General features: G+C 43.8%; 20 protein-coding genes and 1 pseudogene. 17 read left to right on the forward strand and 4 right to left on the reverse strand.

Translation table 11 applies throughout. The features are described 5' to 3' along the window. Nucleotides 1–37 precede the first annotated feature (37 nt). Entirely contained in the window at nucleotides 38–742 is a 705-nt protein-coding gene (locus M1E06_RS10050) for a DUF4397 domain-containing protein (protein WP_020451867.1), read from the reverse strand. Between the two features lie 96 nt (nucleotides 743–838). Here M1E06_RS10050 and M1E06_RS10055 point away from each other — a divergent pair, with 96 nt between their 5' ends. Beyond that, nucleotides 839–2,170 carry an MATE family efflux transporter gene (locus M1E06_RS10055; protein WP_026579414.1) on the forward strand — a complete coding sequence of 444 codons (1,332 nt, stop codon included), beginning with the start codon at nucleotides 839–841 and terminating at the stop codon, nucleotides 2,168–2,170. A gap of 135 nt (nucleotides 2,171–2,305) precedes the next feature. Continuing rightward, nucleotides 2,306–3,394, forward strand: a complete 1,089-nt coding sequence (locus M1E06_RS10060) for a diguanylate cyclase (protein ID WP_020451865.1) — start codon at nucleotides 2,306–2,308, stop codon at nucleotides 3,392–3,394. Between the two features lie 60 nt (nucleotides 3,395–3,454). On the opposite strand, the gene M1E06_RS10065 is transcribed toward M1E06_RS10060, so the two are convergent. Together M1E06_RS10065 and M1E06_RS10070 are read right to left on the reverse strand one after the other, a co-directional pair. Then, nucleotides 3,455–3,706: a hypothetical protein gene (locus M1E06_RS10065; protein ID WP_020451864.1), complete on the reverse strand. Its 252-nt coding sequence runs from the start codon at nucleotides 3,704–3,706 to the stop codon at nucleotides 3,455–3,457. A 62-nt stretch (nucleotides 3,707–3,768) separates the two neighbouring features. After that, nucleotides 3,769–4,203, reverse strand: a complete 435-nt coding sequence (locus tag M1E06_RS10070) for a MarR family transcriptional regulator (protein WP_020451863.1) — start codon at nucleotides 4,201–4,203, stop codon at nucleotides 3,769–3,771. A gap of 356 nt (nucleotides 4,204–4,559) precedes the next feature. On the opposite strand from M1E06_RS10070, the gene msrA reads away from it, so the two are divergent. Continuing rightward, nucleotides 4,560–5,105, forward strand: coding sequence for a peptide-methionine (S)-S-oxide reductase MsrA (gene msrA, locus M1E06_RS10075; protein ID WP_020451862.1), 546 nt, complete (start codon nucleotides 4,560–4,562; stop codon nucleotides 5,103–5,105). Beyond that, the gene (gene msrB, locus M1E06_RS10080; protein ID WP_020451861.1) at nucleotides 5,092–5,532 is read left to right on the forward strand and encodes a peptide-methionine (R)-S-oxide reductase MsrB; all 441 of its coding nucleotides are present in this window, start codon (nucleotides 5,092–5,094) and stop codon (nucleotides 5,530–5,532) included. Before msrA ends, msrB begins: the two co-directional genes overlap by 14 nt. 353 nt (nucleotides 5,533–5,885) lie before the next feature. Here the strand turns inward: msrB and M1E06_RS10085 are convergent. Next, nucleotides 5,886–6,034: pseudogene (locus M1E06_RS10085) on the reverse strand (DUF2178 domain-containing protein); the annotation flags it as partial. A 79-nt stretch (nucleotides 6,035–6,113) separates the two neighbouring features. Between M1E06_RS10085 and M1E06_RS10090 the strand changes: the two are divergent. From M1E06_RS10090 to M1E06_RS10150, 13 genes are all read left to right on the forward strand, one after another. After that, the gene (locus tag M1E06_RS10090) at nucleotides 6,114–7,880 is read left to right on the forward strand and encodes an ATP-dependent nuclease (protein ID WP_020451860.1); all 1,767 of its coding nucleotides are present in this window, start codon (nucleotides 6,114–6,116) and stop codon (nucleotides 7,878–7,880) included. Then, entirely contained in the window at nucleotides 7,868–9,244 is a 1,377-nt protein-coding gene (locus tag M1E06_RS10095) for a UvrD-helicase domain-containing protein (RefSeq protein WP_035338557.1), read from the forward strand. The genes M1E06_RS10090 and M1E06_RS10095 overlap by 13 nt, the downstream gene beginning before the upstream one ends. Nucleotides 9,245–9,589: 345 nt before the next feature. Continuing rightward, nucleotides 9,590–10,357 carry a GNAT family N-acetyltransferase gene (locus M1E06_RS10100; protein ID WP_025811273.1) on the forward strand — a complete coding sequence of 256 codons (768 nt, stop codon included), beginning with the start codon at nucleotides 9,590–9,592 and terminating at the stop codon, nucleotides 10,355–10,357. 80 nt (nucleotides 10,358–10,437) lie between these two features. Beyond that, nucleotides 10,438–10,566: a YjcZ family sporulation protein gene (locus tag M1E06_RS10105; protein ID WP_003182774.1), complete on the forward strand. Its 129-nt coding sequence runs from the start codon at nucleotides 10,438–10,440 to the stop codon at nucleotides 10,564–10,566. Nucleotides 10,567–10,705: 139 nt separating this feature from the next. Continuing rightward, complete coding sequence (locus tag M1E06_RS10110) at nucleotides 10,706–11,941, forward strand: MFS transporter (RefSeq protein ID WP_020451857.1); 1,236 nt, start codon at nucleotides 10,706–10,708, stop codon at nucleotides 11,939–11,941. 152 nt (nucleotides 11,942–12,093) lie between these two features. Next, nucleotides 12,094–13,434, forward strand: coding sequence for an aspartate aminotransferase family protein (locus M1E06_RS10115; RefSeq protein WP_020451856.1), 1,341 nt, complete (start codon nucleotides 12,094–12,096; stop codon nucleotides 13,432–13,434). Then, the gene (locus M1E06_RS10120) at nucleotides 13,431–14,123 is read left to right on the forward strand and encodes a CoA transferase subunit A (protein ID WP_020451855.1); all 693 of its coding nucleotides are present in this window, start codon (nucleotides 13,431–13,433) and stop codon (nucleotides 14,121–14,123) included. Before M1E06_RS10115 ends, M1E06_RS10120 begins: the two co-directional genes overlap by 4 nt. Then, a complete protein-coding gene (locus M1E06_RS10125) occupies nucleotides 14,105–14,758 on the forward strand; it encodes a 3-oxoacid CoA-transferase subunit B (protein ID WP_020451854.1) in 654 nt (217 codons plus the stop codon). The genes M1E06_RS10120 and M1E06_RS10125 overlap by 19 nt, the downstream gene beginning before the upstream one ends. 13 nt (nucleotides 14,759–14,771) lie before the next feature. Continuing rightward, nucleotides 14,772–16,040 carry a peptidase gene (locus tag M1E06_RS10130; protein WP_026579416.1) on the forward strand — a complete coding sequence of 423 codons (1,269 nt, stop codon included), beginning with the start codon at nucleotides 14,772–14,774 and terminating at the stop codon, nucleotides 16,038–16,040. 27 nt (nucleotides 16,041–16,067) lie between these two features. Beyond that, nucleotides 16,068–16,901, forward strand: coding sequence for a putative beta-lysine N-acetyltransferase (ablB, locus tag M1E06_RS10135; protein ID WP_023857378.1), 834 nt, complete (start codon nucleotides 16,068–16,070; stop codon nucleotides 16,899–16,901). A 98-nt stretch (nucleotides 16,902–16,999) separates the two neighbouring features. Next, nucleotides 17,000–18,409, forward strand: coding sequence for a lysine 2,3-aminomutase (gene kamA / locus M1E06_RS10140; RefSeq protein ID WP_101561006.1), 1,410 nt, complete (start codon nucleotides 17,000–17,002; stop codon nucleotides 18,407–18,409). Beyond that, nucleotides 18,406–18,687, forward strand: coding sequence for a YokU family protein (locus M1E06_RS10145; RefSeq protein WP_020451850.1), 282 nt, complete (start codon nucleotides 18,406–18,408; stop codon nucleotides 18,685–18,687). Before kamA ends, M1E06_RS10145 begins: the two co-directional genes overlap by 4 nt. An 86-nt stretch (nucleotides 18,688–18,773) precedes the next feature. Next, on the forward strand, nucleotides 18,774–18,995 hold the full coding sequence (locus tag M1E06_RS10150) for a YozE family protein (RefSeq protein WP_020451849.1): 222 nt from the start codon (nucleotides 18,774–18,776) through the stop codon (nucleotides 18,993–18,995). Nucleotides 18,996–19,118: the final 123 nt, after the last annotated feature.

Consider the following 19,118-nt stretch of genomic DNA (forward strand, 5'->3'; position numbering starts at 1 on the left):
CAGACTGTAAAAGAGACATCAGGTCTCTTTTTTTTCGCTATGAAGGCGGAGCTTTGGCAGGAAACGGCGCCGCTTTTATTGTGAGAGAAGGGGAGCCGTTGACGAAACCGAGGCCATACAAAGTTGTGGATTCCCCGGCGTGAAGCGTGATTTTCGGAACCTTCAGCAGGACCGCTGTTGAACCGGCGGCCTTTACCTCCATGTCGATTTTCTGTGAACGCACCTGGATGTACCGCGTGACCGTTTGAAAGGGGACACCTGAAAACAGGACAGGTCCGTTTTGCACTGCAAAGTCAAGAGCTGGAGAGTCCGGTGATAAATGAACGAAACGGATGCTGCGGCTTTCCGGATCAGCCGCAGGCCGGTCATACATTCCGACGGGAATGAGCTTTGCAGCTGTGCCTGTAACGGCAACCGTGCAGTACCCGCCGTGGATCAGGTGATACTGTACCGACAGCAAGGGACCGTGCGCCCTGCCTCTTTGGAAAACATCGATTTGAATACGGCCGGCAGGAAACCGGACATAAGAAGATAAATCTGTATAGGAGATGTTTTGAAAAACGGATATGCCGTTTACGAATACGTCGAGATTGTCGGTGTGAGGAGCCGCGTGGAGCAGTCTGATCATCGCTGCTTTTCCGCCGTTTCGAAAATAAAAGGGCGCCTCTACAGGCGGAAGATGGTAGCAGTTCCTCCGAAAACCCTCCGCCATTTGACGGGCATCATGATCTGTAGAGAACATTTTGTCACGCCCCTTTGCATGCTTTCTGACATTATATGAGGCTGCGAAGCCATCGGTCACATCGCGATCAAGACGACAGATGAAAAGGAGTAAACAATGAAAACGGATTTTACATACGGAAATGTGTTTAAACAGCTGGTCTTTTTTTCCGGCCCGATCATTTTAGCCAATCTTTTGCAGATTTCATTTCAATTCGTCGATAGCTTGTGGGTCGGAAATCTGCTCGGAGCAAAAGCACTCGGTGCTGCGGCCGTCTCAGGGACGGTTTTCTTTACGGTGCTGTCGTTCGTATTGGGCGTCAACAATGCGGCGCTGACGATTCTTGCGCAGCAGAAAGGAAAAGGGGATAAGAAGGGACTTACTTCATATATCAACGCGTTTGTTGTTCTGATGACAGCGATGAGCGTATTGCTCGGGGTTATCGGCTATTTTTTCACAGAGCCTCTGCTTTCGCTTCTTCAAACGCCCGGCAATATGATGGATTTGGCTGCAAGCTATTTGAGCATTCATTTTATCGGGATTATATTCTTATTCGGCTATAATTTCATCAGTACAGTGTTAAGGGCGGTCGGCGACAGTCAAACACCTTTGCGTTTCGTCCTCTTGGCCGTCATCCTGAACCTGTTCATGGATCCGCTGTTTATCTCGGTATTCAACCTCGGAATTGCCGGAGCGGCCTATGCAACCGTCATTTCCCAAGGGATTGCTTTCATTTACGGTGTGGTCTATACGGTGAGAAAGCGGCTTGTTCCATTTTCAAAGCCCGCGCTTCCGTCTCTGGAAGAGACGTCCGTCATTTTGAAGCTCGGAGTGCCTGCCGGCTTGCAAATGATGGTGATTTCAGGCGGCTCGATGGCGATTATGAGCGTTGTCAATTCATTTGGAGAACGTGTCGTGTCAGGGTTTGGCGCGGTACAGAGGCTTGACAGCCTGCTGATACTCCCGGCGATGGCCATCGGCACGGCTGTCAACAGTATGGCTGGCCAAACCGTCGGCAGCGGCGATATGGAGCGTACGAAAAAAATTGCTCACTACGGCGTCATTTATGTTCTGCTGTTTATGGCTGCCGTCAGCACCGCGATATTTCTGACAGGCTATCATGCGGTCAGGCTGTTTATTTCGGAAGCCGATTCAGCTGCATTCGGGGAAGAATATTTAAAAACGATTGCTTTTTTCTATCCGTTTATCGGGATTAACTTTGTGTTAAACGGTGTTGTAAGGGCAGCGGGCGCGATGTTTCAAATTTTGGTGCTGAACGTGATTTCTTTTTGGGTTTTGCGCTATCCGTTTACATACTTATTTTCAAAGTGGCTTGGCGAAAACGGCATAGCACTTGGCATTGGAATGAGCTTTATGCTGAGCAGCCTGACCGCGTTTTTATATTACCGCTACGGGAAGTGGAAGGACCTCGTTTTATTTGAAAAATGAAAGAACAAGCTCCTGCGGCAAGCCCCGGAAGCGATTCCCGCCGGCCATCTGAAGCAAAGAAACAAAAATGCTGTTAACGTCTTAATAATTGACGATATATACAATATAAAATGAGTTTGGTGTTGGGGGCTTGTCATGTTTTTAATCGATTTATTTTTGAATTTGTGCATTTTAATTACTTCACTCTTTATCTACACTCAGCTAAAGTGGAATATTTTTTCCCGAAAAGCTACAAACAAACAACTTAATTGGATTGACGGCGTCATGGGAGGATTGCTCGGGAATGTGCTCATGTTCTTTTCGATCCAGGCAACCGATGAAACGATCGTTGATTTGCGTTATGTGCCCGTTATGATTTTGTTTCTATTTACGGGCGTCTTTCCGGCCTTTATTTGTTCTCTGCTGATTATAGGAGGAAGATTTGTTTACGGGGGGAATATATCTTCGATTGCAGCGCTTACAGGAATGATCGTTATATTCATAGGATATTATCTCATCCTCAGGGTCATGGATAAAGACGCTGACACTTATCGAAAGACATTTGCTTTGGTTATTTTTGCTAATGTGGCGATTTCAATTGTGATCTTGATGCTCCTCCATGATTTCCATTTAGTAAAAATTTTAATGATATGGTTCTGGATTTTATCTACTATCGGCGGATTTACATCAGTATATGTCGTCTCATATTTAAAAAAATCTCATTTTCTGTTGAAAAAGTATGAAGAGGAGTCGTCGCTTGATTATTTAACGGGATTGAATAATGTCCGCCATTTTGATGCGATATGGAATGCTCATATTTCAAACGCAAGGGAGAAGAACGAGAAACTGTCTTTGCTTATGATCGATATCGATTATTTCAAAACGATTAATGATACATACGGACATTCAAATGGAGACGTGATTTTAAAAGAACTGGGAACGATTTTAAAAAAGTCAACACGTGCGGAAGGTATCGTATCAAGAAACGGCGGAGAAGAGTTTTCGGTCATATTGCCGAACAGTTCTCATTCGCAGGCTGCAGAGATTGCTGAAAGGATACGCAAGGAAGTGGAGACACACACTTTTTCAATTTCTCATTCTAAAAAGATTCATATTACCGTTTCGATTGGGGTTGCGGCATTTCCGGAGGTCATTCGCAGTACGGACGAGTTGATTGAAAAAGCCGACCAATGTTTGTACAGGGCTAAGCACCTTGGGAGAAACCGGGTGTGCGCCTCCGTTTGAATTCACGTTAAGCTGCACGAAGAAGGATAGATGAAACGATGTCCATCTATCCTGTCTTTATTATGTTCGTTTATCGAATTCCGCAAGTTTGATAAAAGTCTTTTCGTCTTCAATTAATCCGCACGCGCCGCACTGCACTTTTATGGCGGGACCGCTGTAGGGCAGGTGAAATGGAGAAAGCTCGTCATCTGAATACGTTTCCATGATCTCCCCTGTTGCCGGATCAATCTTAACGGATGTCGGAGACTGTTCGATTAAGTTGAACCGTGTTCGGTTTGTTTTGCAGTTTGGACAAAGATAAGGAGCTGTCATATGTCAATACACCTCTTTTTTAATTAAGGTGCACAGATTCGGGCCAATTTATGAAAACCCGATTAGCGCTGTTCCCGTTTTTTGTCCAATTTGCTGAACAGTTCAATCAGCGTTTTCAGCTCTTCATCACTGAAGCTGCTGAACCGCTTGAAATAATATTCCGTTTTCTTTTCTTCAAAATATCTGATAATTTCTTTTCCCGCGTCTGTCAGATGGATTTTGATGATCCGTCTGTCTTCTTTTGACCGGACTCTCGTGATCCATCCTTTTTCAACCAACGCATCGGTTACAGCTGTGATATGGCTCGCAGAAACGCCTAAAATCGTTGCAAACTCCGTGACTTTCTTCGGACCTTGCTCACTCAGCAGGCGGAGAATCATGAATTCATTGCGGGACATCTCTTTTTCGAGCAGCTCATTTATCTCATCACGTATCTGTTTAAATACTGTGCGAAGCAGTGCTTCCATATCATACATCATTTGTTCTCTAACTTTCAAAATTTCGCCCCTCCATATAAGTAGCAAATTTCAGCTTTTTTTAAAAAGGAATGACCGAATCAGCATGAATATTATTTTTCATGAACATGATATCACTATGATACCATAATTTTCGTTTTTCAAGTGTATGTTTCAGAAGATTTTTAGTTCATTTGACCATCAATTGAACAACGGTCCATGACAATGATAGATGAATACTGCTGTTTCTTAGAATTTGGCGATGGCAATGACATATTATTGTCATTTTTTCTTTTTAGGCAGCGGCTGATTTTGCGATGAGCGGGAGAGGGCTTAAAAATGAGCATGCTGTGATATAATGGTTCCCAACAAATGTTGAAAAGAAGGAGGCAGAACAGATGGCTGAAAAACGAGAACTCGCCACATTTGCCGGAGGCTGCTTTTGGTGTATGGTCAAGCCTTTTGACGAACAGCCGGGCATTATAAAAGTCGAATCCGGCTATACTGGCGGCCATACGGAAAATCCGACCTATGAAGAGGTTTGCAGCAATACAACGGGACATAGGGAAGCGGTGCAAATCACGTTTGATCCCGATGTCTTTCCATACGAAAAACTGCTGGAACTCTACTGGCAGCAAATCGATCCTACTGACAGCGGAGGACAATTCGCAGACCGCGGCGAGTCTTACCGGACAGCGATTTTTTACCATAATAACAAGCAGCGGAAACTCGCTGAGGAATCGAAGAAAAAGCTTGAAGAAAGTGGCATCTTTAAAGATCCAATCGCGACCGACATTCTGGAAGCCGCGCCATTTTATCCGGCTGAAGAATATCATCAGGATTATCATAAAAAGCATCCTGAACGCTACACACAGTATCGGATCGGAAGCGGAAGAGAAGGATTTATACAACAGCATTGGGGGCGTAAGCATGGCGAACAATAAAGAAGAACGGCTGAAGCAGCTGACCCGGATGCAGTATGAAGTGACGCAGAAAAACGGGACGGAGCCTCCATTCCAAAACGAATACTGGGATCTGCACGAAGACGGAATCTATGTCGATATCGTGTCGGGAAAACCGCTGTTTTCATCGCTTGACAAATTTGACGCACACTGCGGCTGGCCAAGCTTCACAAAACCGGTCGATACCGGGGAGATCGAAGAAAAACTTGACACTTCACACGGCATGGTTCGGACTGAGGTGAGAAGCAAGTCTGCCGATTCCCATCTTGGACACGTGTTCCCGGACGGCCCCGGACCGGACGGCCTGCGTTATTGCATCAATTCAGCAGCCCTCCGTTTCGTGCCGAAGGATGACCTTGAGAAAGAAGGGTACGGCGAATATGCCAAGCTGTTTGAAGGGGAAAAATAGATCTTAAAGGCACTCGTCGTGTACCTTTAGTATGATAAATAACCAATGGTTTGCCCTCTTTGCTCTCACAAAGCAGAGAGGGCTTTTTCATCTCCGAATTTGGAATTGAATACTCCGAGCTAGAAAGTCGAGTAGTTTCTATTGCTAAAGTAAAGCGGCATAAGACTGCCGTGAGGATACCCAGCATACAATAAAAATTTGAAACATGTTTGATGTTAAAGGGTGTGGTCTCGTTAAGGATAAGTAAGTGCGGGCACACAAGCATCCAACAAACCAACAACCAGCGTTTTGGCCTCGTCTAATCCTCCATTCTTAGCTGGCCCTCTCTCGTCGATCTTTCCTTACAAGAAATCCTATATATATTGGATGGGCAGGTAAACCCCACTAGCTAAAAATGCCAGCGCATATTTGAACAAAAAAAGATAGTCCACATATCGTCTTTAGGAAAAATGATGTCACATAGAATAATTGCCAACAGCATTTAGGAACTGCTTTTCAAAAAGGTTGTACCCACTGATCCACTGTTCTTTTATTGAAAATAATAGTATAATTTAACTATTAACAAGTAAAGGGGTTTTAATTTGAAGATATCAAATATTAAGGTAAATAATTACCGAAACTTAAGAACAGTCGATTTAGATACCAATAACGTTGTGATTTTAATTGGGGATAATAATAGTGGTAAGAGTAATCTTCTTAGAGCAATAACGCTTCCTTTTATGAATCATGATATTGGAGCGGTTAATAAAAACCTCGGTTGGCAAGACATTAATAGTGCATCAAAGCAAGACTATTATTCTTTCATAGAAGAAAATTTAGAAGAAATTAAAAGCAGTGTATGTGAACTTGATAAATTTATTGACCATATACCTTCTGTAAGCGTTGAAGTAACACTTACTCCCCAAAAAATTGCAGAAGAATATTATGTTCGCAATTGGATAAATAATTTAGACGATGATACACCCTCATTCACTATAAAATATGAATATAAAGTTGAAGATCCTCAAGATTTACTTCGCCACATCTCAGATATATTAAAAGATGTTGATTCCATAGATGATTTAAAAATGAATTTACTACCAATTGAGTTTTATAAACATCAAACAATCATCCCCACAACCAATGAAAAGGTTTCTTATACGGACCTGGCTTACTTCAAATATAATGCACTAGCTGCTGAAAGAGATGATTTTTCAAATAAAGCTTCACAGCTAGGCTCTAAATCATTAGTATCTCTCTTACATAGTAAGATGAATACAGATGACAAAAAGAAAGTGGAAAAATCATATGAGACTTTTTTCAATGACTTAAAGAACATTAGTAGCTTAGAAGAAGTATTTAATTGGCAGGAATCATCTGACTTGGAAAATGCTAAAGATTTTTTTGGGAAGATTACTTTGCTACCGAATGTTCCTTCAATGAGTTCTTTATTAAATAATGTTCGTTTAGGTTATGGCGATGAATATTTAAATTCGCAGGGCTTAGGATATCGAAACTTAATCTATTTATTTGTCATGTTGAATTCTTTAAGCATAGAAAGTGATGTAGCTTTAAATATATTAACAATAGAAGAACCCGAAGCTCATTTAAGTGTAAGCAATGAACACCTTTTAGCTAGTTTTATAAATACAACGATGAGTAACAATCACCAACTACAACTATTTATTTCAACACATAGCTCAGAGTTTCTTAATAAGCTTGAATTAAAGAATGTAGCAATAGTGGCAGAAGGAAAAACTTATGCTCTAAAGAATGAACTCGAAGGTGATCAATTAGATTACTTGGCTAAAAAACCTAACTTGGACTTTCTCAAGTTTCTCTATTCAAGAAAGTGCATTCTAGTAGAAGGACCTACTGAGGAAATGCTTATCAAATCTTACCTTAGTACACAAACGAAACAGTTAAATGATATTGAAGTAATCTCTTTACATAAGGGCTTTAAAAATATGCTTGATATATGGCTTAAAGTGAATCAAAATACAAATCATAAAATCGGTATAATTAGAGATTTTGACAATCAAATTAAGGCAAAAGAAGATCATGAGACTTATAATCATCATCCCAACATTTATATAACAACTACACAAGAGTATACCCTAGAACCTGAATTCGTAAACACAAGTAATAATTTTCAAAAGCTAAAAAAGTACTTTTCTACCAAGTATGGCTGGGAAGATATTGACACTAACGAAAAACTTTCAGATAAGTGGATGGGAGCAAAGATGGATACTATGTTACACTTTTGTCAAGACATAGAAACTGAAGAATTAAAAGATGTGGTAATGCCAAATCACATTAGCGAGGTCATTCATTTTTTAAAAACAGGAGAAAAAATGTGTATATTGTAGTGGCTGGGGCTGGTGCAGGAAAAACAACCTCAATGGCTGATCTCGTGATATCAAGGCTTAAAGAGATTACTGATAATAAAATAATATACGTTATCACTTACACTAATGCTGCGAGAGATAGAATAAAAGAAAAGATTACAGAGAAAGAAGGGAACATCCCTAGACAACTAAAGGTTGAAACTATACATTCATTTTTGTTAAAAGAAGTGATTTATCCTTTTAATCACTTAATTTATAAAAACCTTTATAAATCTGCTTCACAGATCCCCCTTCCTTCTAAACCTGCCTATAAAGCAACAAAGAAAAAGGAACTAAGAGAGGAACATATAATACATGTAGAAGATGTAACAAAGACAGCCAAATATCTTCTTTGTGGCAAAAGCAATGATACCGTAAAGATAAAACTCAGGCGTGATAATGCTTTAAAAATGTTGTCTAGATACTTAGATTCAATATATGTAGATGAAGCACAAGATATGGATAAAGAGCTTTCAGAAGTATTAACCATGTTTGCGCATTTTGATATCAATGTTAATTTAATAGGTGATCCTAAGCAAGACCTTAGAAATAGAGGAGCTTTTCGGAAAATTATTTCGGGTGATTTAACTGTTGAATACAAACCAGAGAACCACCGCTGTCCTAGTACACATGTTGATTTTTCTAATAGTTTCATTCCAACAGAAGAACAGCAAACTTCCACAAATGAAGGAGGCACCTTACAATACTTATTAGAGTCAAATTGCAGCATTCAAGAAGAAATTGAAAGTGGTTTGTATGATTTGGCTTATATTTATCAAAAGAACACTAGATTTAAGACTCATCGAGTAGATAAAAATAAATCAGAAAACTTATTATTTTACGAACTAAAGTCCTTAGCACTTAAAGCATCTTCTATTAAAGAGAAAAACTTAGATCTAGTGGCTTATGTACTTTTAAAAAAGACAGCTAACGCTATGAAAAATAACAAAGCTACTGAATATATCTTTGCTGAACTTGAGCACGATCTTTCAATAGTTCTAAATTATAAAGATAAAGGAAAAATTAGATCTGCTGTGGATTCATATAGGAATATATTAACAGTAGAACCTGGGACATTAGTAGATTCTATTGATGCTATCAAAGGATTAGAAGGCTATAATTGTTTGTTTATAATTTCCACTGAGCTTGCTCCGTATTTATTTAAAAAAGTTGTTGATCACAATAAAATGATGAACTATTTATATGTAGGACTTACTCGCTCTAAACGGGATTTAACTATAATGGTTACAACTGAGGTAGAAAAAAAGTATGGCCATAAATACATCCATGAAAAATTTAATGAACTAGGCATAGAAGAGCTAAAAACCTATACTAGAGCTTTTTAACTGGTTTTATATGATCATAGTATAGGATATAATATAACAATTACGTGTTTATGTTGGATAAGTACAAATATACTGAGCATTCATACGACCTATGATAAATTTTTGGAAAAATGTAATTAAACAAACAGGGGAACAAGTCGTAAGTTCTTTTAATTATCAATAAGGACCTATACAATGGAAGGTAAACCCAGATTTGAAAGAACGCACGAAATCCGGAGAAGAAAGCCGAGAAGAGCAGCATGTTCAGATGATCCTTTCTTTCAAAGAGTCATCTTTTTTAGAGGATTTTCTGCTCTGAAAGCGAAAAACAATATAATAGAACATCTTAGAAAAGAGGCAGCCGTTGTGACATCCATTTCAAACACAGAAGACCGTTATTTAATGCTGACATGCAGCAAAAAAGTTGAGTCGCATTATCATATATACACAGATGACCAGATCCCGCAAATGTTTTCATCTCATTTTCTGCAGCTGCAGGACGAATTTCCGCTGAGAGAGCTGTACTCCCTGCTCGTTCGGGTACCCGATATTTTAAACCGAAATTATATTCATGTGAAAAGCTCTTTTAACCGCGATCTCCCTTTCACAATGAAAAAGTCGCTCTTTGATCTTGGATACATTCTTGATGAAGAATTGTTTTATTCGATCCGGCTTGCAGATTGGAAAGGAGTTTCCCCTGTGCGGGCAGAATGGGGGACGAAGAAATCTCTCATTGACGGCTGCCGCATCATGCAGGCTTATGATTCGTTGTCGATCAATGAAGCGTTTGCGAAGGAAAAGCTGCTGCGCAAGTATCGTTTTTACGAGGAAGGCATCATTCAGCTGTGTGTCTGCTACTCGGAAGAAGGAGAACCGATTGGATGTGCCGAGCTTTATCTCGATCAGGACGAAAACGTTGCTAAAATCGAGGAAGTCGCCATTTTGGAGCCTTATCAGCGGAAAGGCTATGGATCGGGCCTTATCAAGCAGATGCTCGTCGCTGCCAAACAATCGAGCATGGAATCGTGCTATCTTGTGACTTCGGGAAGCGATCAGGTGAAAACGTTTTATGAAAAGCTGGGTTTTCAGCAGAAGGGAAAGCTTACGACGATATTTAAATATTTGTTCGAATAAAGTAGGCAGGTGCACATACCAATTGGGACTTGGCCTGCATAGGCTGGGGTGTAGACTTTATACGAAAGGATGATAAGCCTGTGCATTACTCCCATTATTGCTGTCCTACTGGAGGATACGGCTACGGGTTTCACGGCAGAAACACATTTGTGCTCATCGTTGTCCTCTTTATTTTGCTCATCATTGTCGGTGCGGCTTTCATTTGCTAGCTAAAAGCCCAACGCCCGGTCGCTTGACATGCTCACAAAGCCTTCCATCCGGAAGGTTTTTTTGTTTTTGTTGTAAAATTTTACATATATATGTAATATAATCATGAGGTGAAAATATCGGACAAACGGGGGAGAAACTTTGAAATATGCTTGGGTCATTAAAGGGGACTTTTTCAGACTGTGGTCTGGAACGTTTTTATCGCTCTTTAGTTCGGTTCTTTTCTATTATTCATTGGTATGGTGGTCTTTAGCTGAAACCGGAAGCGCCCTTTCGGGAAGCGTCGTGATCGGCATCGGGCTGACTGTCTCGATTTTGATATCGCCGTTTACAGGCTGGCTGTCCGACAGGTTTCACAGGGGGAAATTGATTGCGGCTTCAGATATGATCATTTCAACTGTATTTTTAATAATCGGATTTTTGGCGCTGTCAGGCATGAGTTCAGTTATGTTACTGGCGGTTGCAAGGGTGATTGTATCGGCATGTTTGACCGCAATCGAACCTGCTGCAAGATCGCTCTTGCCGGATACACTGAGGAAAGAACAAATTGAAAAAGGAATCGCATTTCAAGAAGTGATCACACAGCTTATCCAAGTGATCGTTCCGCTTGTCACAGGGGTTCTGTTTTCCTTTCTGCATTTCGGCTGGTTATGGGTGCTGTGCGGAAGCCTCTCCTTCCTATCCATCTTTTTGGAGTGGAGAATCAAAGATAAAAGGGGCAGCCAAAAGCGTATTCCTTTTACAAACAAACAATTGTTCAGCGGTTTTACAAGCTTGCTTCAAAATAAGCCGCTCAAGTATTTGTTGTATGGGACGAGCATACAGCAGCTTGTATTCAGCGGTTTTCCAATATATATCGTCATTTGGACCTCGCTATTATTAAAAGATCAGGCTTGGCTGGGCGGCGCTTTTCAATCATTTTGGGCGTGCGGGACGCTGTCTGCGGCGCTTTTCTTGTCTTTTATCGCAAAACCGGAGCACGCAAAAGCTGCTGTGCCCGCTTTAATGCTGATTTTCGGCCTGCTTTTGTCGCCTCTAGGCTGGATTAATCATGTCGTGCTCGGCGCCGCGATTTTGATCGTCATCGGAATGATCAGCGGCGTAGTCAACATCTATATTGAAGGTTACTTGCAAAGGGTAACGGAAGGTGAAAACAGAGGCAGATCGCTGGGCGCTTTTTTTGCGGTCAACAGCGCTTTTATGCCGCTCGGCTATGCGGCCGCGGGAATGTTGTCGGATGCTGTCAGTCCCGAATATTTATTCCTCATCGTCGCACTGCCCGCGCCGTTTGCTGCGTTTTCGATGATGAGATCATTTTATTTATGGGAAAAACAGACGAAGGAAACCGTTGCTTTGCAGGACAAAACGTCAATGTGAATAAGCGCGCTTGGAAAAATAAAAGGACATGTCCTTTTATTTTTTTGTTTACGCTCCGAAATCAACCATTTCACTTGAAAAGAGAATGCCGCCTTTTCCCCATTCATATAATGTAAAGAAAAACCTCTCATTGGGGAAGGGGGGATGTTTTCATGTCATTTTTGATTAAGCCGGATTTGCACGCAAGCTATCCGGTCGTTCAGTATGCAAAAGGAAGCTGGATTGTCGACAATTCCGGAAAACGGTACCTTGACGGCTGTTCGGGGGCTGTTACCTGCAATCTCGGGCACGGTGTACAAGAAGTGATTGATTCTCTCAAAGAGCAGCTTGATTTCGTTTCATTTGTCTACCGTTCACAGTTTACGAGTGAACCAGCTGAACAGCTTGCCGAACTCCTTGCTGAATGGCTGCCGGGTGATCTGAATTGGTCTTTTTTTGTCAACAGCGGGTCGGAAGCTGTTGAAACCGCCATGAAAATCGCCGTTCAATACTGGCAGGAAAAAGGACAAAACGACAAAACGATTTTCCTTTCAAGATGGAACAGCTATCACGGAATTACAAACGGAGCCCTGTCGCTGTCGGGATTTTATGAGCGCCGCTACAGGTTTACGCACATGCTGCACAAGTATCCCGCCGCTTCCGCGCCAAACTGCTACAGATGCCGGCTTTCTCATCCCGACTGCCAGGAAGCGTGCGTGAAAGAAATCGAGCTCGCCATTAAAAGGATCGGCAAGCAATTTATCGCGGGCTTCGTGGCCGAACCCGTCATCGGGGCTGCTGGAGCAGCCATAACAGCGCCCGATGGTTATTACAAAAAAGTAAAAAAGATTTGCGAAGAAAATGAAATTCTTTTTATTGCGGATGAAGTCATGAGTGGGATGGGAAGAACCGGCCGGTTGCTGGCGATTGAACATTGGGGTGTGACCCCGGATATTGCCGTACTCGGCAAGGGGATGAGCGCAGGGTATTCACCGATTGCCGCAGCTGTCATATCCGATGACATCATGGAAACGGTCAAAAACGGCTCAGGAGTCATCATGAGCGGACATACGTACAGCGCAAACCCTTTTTCAACCCGTGCGGCGCTCGCCGTTCTCCGCTACATTCTGAAGCACGATCTTGTCAAACAAGCCAGGATAAAAGGGGAAAAGCTGAAAAAGATGCTGAAAGAAATCATGAAACAGTCGAGCATCATTGGCGACGTTCGGGGCAAGGGGCTTCTTATCGGGATTGAATTTGTCGCCGATCGAAAAAGCAAAAAGACATTTCCTTCATCAATGCCGGTGTCGGCTCTCGTCATTTCCGAAGCGAAAAAAAGAGGCCTGCTTCTTTATCCGTCCCAGGCGGGCATTGACGGCGGCGGGGGAGATGCGGTCATCATTGCGCCGCCCCTTACGATATCGGATCAAGAGCTGGAAGAACTTATTCATATATTTAAACATGCCGTACACGAGATTGAAAAACAAGCAGAAAAGGTGATACGCGAAAGATGACGGTCCTGAACAAACGAATTGCTGTTGAAGATGCGATTGCCGATTTGAAAGACGAAGCGACCGTCATGTTTGGCGGATTTGGGGGAGTCGGTTCACCGCCTTCTTTCATCAGTGCGATTTTGAAAAAAGGCGTAAAAAATTTAACGGTCATATGCAATGACGCAGGCTTTCCCGGCATCGGCATCGGGCCATTAATCGTCAATAACCGCGTAAGGCGGCTGATCGCTTCCCATATCGGATCAAATCCCGTTGCGGGAAAACAAATGACTGACGGTTTTCTCGCCGTTGAATTTTCACCGCAAGGGACGCTCGCGGAAAGAATCCGTGCGGGCGGCACAGGTCTTGGCGGCATTTTGACCGATATTGGGATCGATAATGACATGGTGCGTCAAGGAAAGAAGATCGTTTCTTTGAATGGTCGTGCATACCTTGCCGAAGAAGCGCTGAGTGCGGAATACGCTTTTATTTATGGGAAAACCGCCGATGAATTCGGCAATATCATCTACGACAAAACGGCGCGTAACATGAACCCGCTTATGGCGATGGCTGCTGATCGGACATTTGCCGAAGTGGAGCGGATCGTTCCCCTGGGAGAGCTGGATGAAGAAGAAATTGTAACACCCGGTGTTTTTGTCGAAGGTGTCGCTGAAACGGAAGGGGTGAACTGGAAATGGGTTTGGGAGTCATAGAGCGGGAGAGAATTGCAAAACGGGCGGCCCGCGAAATCAAAAGCGGAATGATTGTCAATCTGGGCATCGGCATTCCGTCTTTAGTTCCCAATTTTTTAGATCCGGGCACTTCCGTTATGATCCAATCTGAAAACGGGCTTCTCGGCATCGGCGAGTCGCCTGAAAAAGGAAGGGAAGATGAGAATCTTTGCAATGCGGCAGGCTGGCCTGTCACCGTAGTAAAAGGCGCTTCTTATTTTGATTCGGCTCTGTCGTTCGGCATGATCAGAAAGGGCGCGATTGATGTCACGATTCTTGGTTCTCTGCAGGTCAGCCAGTCAGGGGATCTGGCCAACTGGATCGTCCCCGGCAAAAAGGTTCCTGGAATGGGAGGGGCGATGGAGCTTGCCCAAAAGGCGAAAAAAGTCATTGTCGTGATGAGCCATACCGATAAAAACGGCGCCCCCAAACTTGTCGCCGACTGCACTCTGCCACTGACTGCAAAAGGCTGCGTTGACATGGTGATTACAGAAAAAGCCGTGATCACCATTGACAGCGGCGGCTTTGTATTAAAAGAGCTGATGAATGAAGAGGATCTTGATGATGTGCTGCGGCTGACGGATGGAAAGGTCCGGATCGAACTGCCGCTTTCGTAAGAGGAGGAATTGGATGGAGAACATAGAGAGAAAGGTGTGCGATTGGATCGATTCGCACGAGAAAAAAGCGGTTCGCCTTTTGAAAAAACTCGTCGGAGAAAAAAGCACAATGGGCAGTGAATTTACCGCCCAAGCTGTCGTCCTGGAGAAACTGAGACAATTCGAAGCTGAAATCGATGTCTGGGAGCCGAGCATGAAGCAATTGGAACAGCACCCGCTGTTTAAATCAGACAGAACAAGCTTTAAAGAAAGCCCGAATATTACGGCTGTCAAAAGAGGAAAGGGCGGCGGGAAATCGCTGATCTTAAACGGACACATCGATGTCGTGCCTGAAGGAAACAGAAAAGACTGGGAGACGGAGCCTTTTCAGCCGGTCATGAAGCAAGGACGGATATACGGCCGGGGCACAACTGACATGAAAGGCGGCAATACGGCTCTTTTAATGGCGATGGAAGCGCTGGAGCAATGCGGGGTTCAATTAAAAGGAGACCTGATTTTTCAAAGTGTCGTAGACGAGGAGTGTGGCGGAGCCGGGACGCTGGCGGCCGTCATGAGGGGCTACAAGGCGGACGGCGCTTTGATTCCCGAGCCGACAAATATGAAAATGTTTATTAAGCAGCAGGGGTCGATGTGGTTCAGAATCACGGTCAAAGGGCTTTCTGCACACGGCGGCACAAGATATGAAGGTGTCAGCGCCATTGAAAAAAGCATGCTTGTCATCCAGTCGCTTCGCCAGCTTGAACAGGTCAGGAATAAGAGAATAACAGATTCTTTGTATGACAATATCCCGATTCCGGTTCCGATTAACATCGGCACGATCAAAGGAGGCGCATGGCCTTCATCGGTCGCTGACACGGTGACACTGGAAGGAAGGTGCGGAATCGCTCCGAACGAATCTCCTGAAGCCGTCCAGTCCGAGTTTGAAAACTGGCTCAATGATCTTCAATACCATGATGAATGGTTTAAACACTACCCTGTTGACATAGAATGGTTCGGCGCCATGTGGCTCCCAAACGATTTGGCTGAAGACCATGAACTGACGAAAGTGCTGAAATCCGCCTATCAAACCATCACGGCAAACGATCCCCTAATCGAAGCTTCCCCGTGGGCGACAGACGGCGGAATATTGTCGCACGCCGGAGGCACCCCTGTCATCGTCTTCGGTCCGGGAGAAACGAAAATGGCTCACCAGGCAAATGAATACATTGAAAAAGACGCCCTGATTCAGTCAGCCAAAATCATCAGCCTGTTTATTATGAATTGGTGTGATTATGAACGGTGAAAAGATCAGCTGTTTTGGAGGTTAAATATGGTGGAAAAATGGAGCAATGACAGCTGTACGCTTGAAGCGGATGTCGACTTGTTCAGTAAAAGAATCAGAATCATCAATTATGAAGGCGATGTGTGTTCATTTTTTCCCGCCATATTGAAAGAAGCAAAAAAACACGGCATAGGGAAAATGATCGTTTTCACCAAAACGAATGACAGAAACGCTTTGCTTGAGCGGACGTTTGAACCGGAAGGGAAAATTGACGGATACTTTAACGGGCATGATGCTGACGTGTTCGTAAAATATGTGAAAGAAGACAGGCGAAAAACCGCTGACTGGCTTGCGCAGGATCAAATGCTGACAGAGCTGTTCAGCACTCCCCGCATCGCGGAGGCCCAAAACGCTTCCTTTCAAATCAGGCGGGCCGCCTCCAGTGATGCGCCTGGTCTCGCCGATCTCTACAACTGCGTCTTTCCTGTATACCCCGCGCCTGTTTCAGATCCGGCATATCTTAAGGAAGCGATGGGGAAAGGGGCTGTTTACTACCTCGCTTTTGACGGGGAAAAAGTGATTGCATCAGCAGGTGCAGACGTGAATCCCGTTTTGGGGAATGCGGAAATAACAGACTGCGCCGTCCTGCCGGAATACAGGGGCTTTTCATTGACGAGGCGGCTGATTGCCGCACTCGAAACCGATTTGAAACAAGCGGGTATCTTTTACGTTTATTCAATCGCAAGAGCAGCTTCTTTCGGGATGAACGCCAGTCTTTATCATTTATCATACTCATATAGGGGCCGGCTTTTGAACAACTGCCTCATTTATAAAACCATCGAGAACATGAACATCTGGTGCAAAAATTTAAGCCGGTCTTAAAAAGCGGTCTTCCGCGGGTTTTATATTTGAAGAGACACTTTTCACACCGGTCACATAACCTGAAAAGTATAGGGAAAATGCTGATAGGGGGATGAAAGATGGAAAACGGTCTGTTTCAGCCGAAAAGGCACTGGAAGGATATTGAGCTTTGGAAAGATGTTCCCGAGGAAAAATGGAACGACTGGATCTGGCAGCTGACCAACACCGTCAGAACGCTTGACGATTTGAAAAAAGTCGTCAATCTTACGAAAGAGGAAGAAGAAGGGGTGAGAATCTCCACAAAGACGATCCCTTTAAATATTACGCCGTATTACGCTTCACTGATGGATCCGGATGATCCGCGCTGTCCGATCAGAATGCAGTCGGTGCCCCTGGCAGAAGAAATGCACAAAACAAAATACGACCTTGAAGATCCCCTTCATGAGGATGAAGATTCGCCTGTCCCCGGCTTAACCCACCGCTATCCGGACCGGGTTTTGTTTCTCGTCACTAATCAATGCTCGATGTACTGCAGGTACTGTACAAGGCGGCGTTTTTCCGGACAAATCGGCATGGGCGTGCCGAAAAAGCAGCTCGATCAGGCGATCGCATATATCCGGGATACGCCCGATGTCAGGGATGTCCTGATTTCAGGAGGGGACGGTCTTCTCATTAACGATCAAATTCTTGAATATATTTTGAAAAACCTCCGTGCGATCCCGCACGTGGAAATCATCCGGATCGGCACGAGAGCCCCGGTCGTCTTCCCGCAGCGGATTACCGACAAACTTTGCAGCATTTTGAAAAAGTATCATCCCGTCTGGCTGAATACGCATTTCAACACGAGCATCGAAATCACGAAGGAAGCGAAGGAAGCCTGTGAGAAGCTGGTCAACGCCGGGGTTCCGGTCGGCAATCAGGCCGTGATTTTGGCTGGTATAAATGACAGCGTTTCCATTATGAAAAAGCTGATGCATGATTTGGTGAAAATCAGAGTCCGTCCGTATTATATCTATCAATGCGATTTGTCTGAAGGAATCGGCCATTTCAGAGCGCCTGTCTCCAAAGGTCTTGAAATCATTGAAGGCTTGCGCGGACACACAAGCGGTTATGCAGTCCCTACCTTTGTCGTTGACGCGCCGGGCGGGGGCGGAAAAATCGCCATACAGCCGAATTACTTGATTTCGCAAAGCCCCGATAAAGTCGTGCTCCGCAATTTTGAAGGCGTCATTACGTCTTATCCTGAGCCTGAGAACTATATTCCGGGAAGAGCGGACGACTATTTTGCCAAAATTTTCCCTGGTGTAATGAAGGAAAAAGAGGAGATCGGCATATCGGCAATCTATGCGGATCAAGCTCTTTCATACACACCGGACGGCTTAAAACGGCTTGAAAGAAGGGAGAGCTATTCCACAAGGCCCGATCATGAAACATTGAAAAGCCGCCGGGCAAAGCGCGATGAATTGAAAGAAAAGAAATTCCTTGCTCAGCAAAAAAAAGAAGGCGAAGCTGAGGGGCGTGTGCAATGAAGAGGTGTGAATGGTGCAGTGAAGAAAAAGCCGGGGAAGCCCGCACGGCGGTTTATTGGGAGCTTCCTGACGGGACGAAAGCGATCGAAATCACCGATACACCTGCGGTGGAATGCGAAGGCTGCGGCATGGTCTATCAGGAGGACAATGTCACTTGGGAAATTGAAAATCAGCTGCTCTTGATCGATACAAAAAAACTGCCTTCGTCCGTTTCGTATGATGCGCTGATGAAAACAGAGCGCATATTGAAGCGCAATTACTTTGATTTTTCTTCATGAAGCCGGCTTTTTGCCGGTTTTTTTTGTTTGTATTTTTTCAGACGCCCTGTATAATAGAACATCAAAAGAGGACAGGAGGGGAGACCGTGAAGTCTTTTTACCATTATTTAATGAAATACCGCCATCCGAAACCGAAGGACGCGATCAGCGAATTTGCGAACCACGCTTATCTTGATCACGGATTTCCCAAGACATCAACTCATTACGATGAAATCAGCTCTTACCTTGAGCTTAATGGGGATTATTTATCGTCAATGACGACATTTGATGAGGCTTGGGAGCAATATATTTCGGAAACAAAGCGATAAAAAATCCGCAGTTCTGAATAACTGCGGATTTTTTACGTTCGCCTAAAGCCGGCTGGGCTTTTCGGAAAACTCATCGGGCTTTGTAACCTTAGCCCATGCGAATTAACAGCACTCAGCATACGA

The sequence above is a fragment of the Bacillus sp. AK124 genome, from assembly GCF_053903085.1.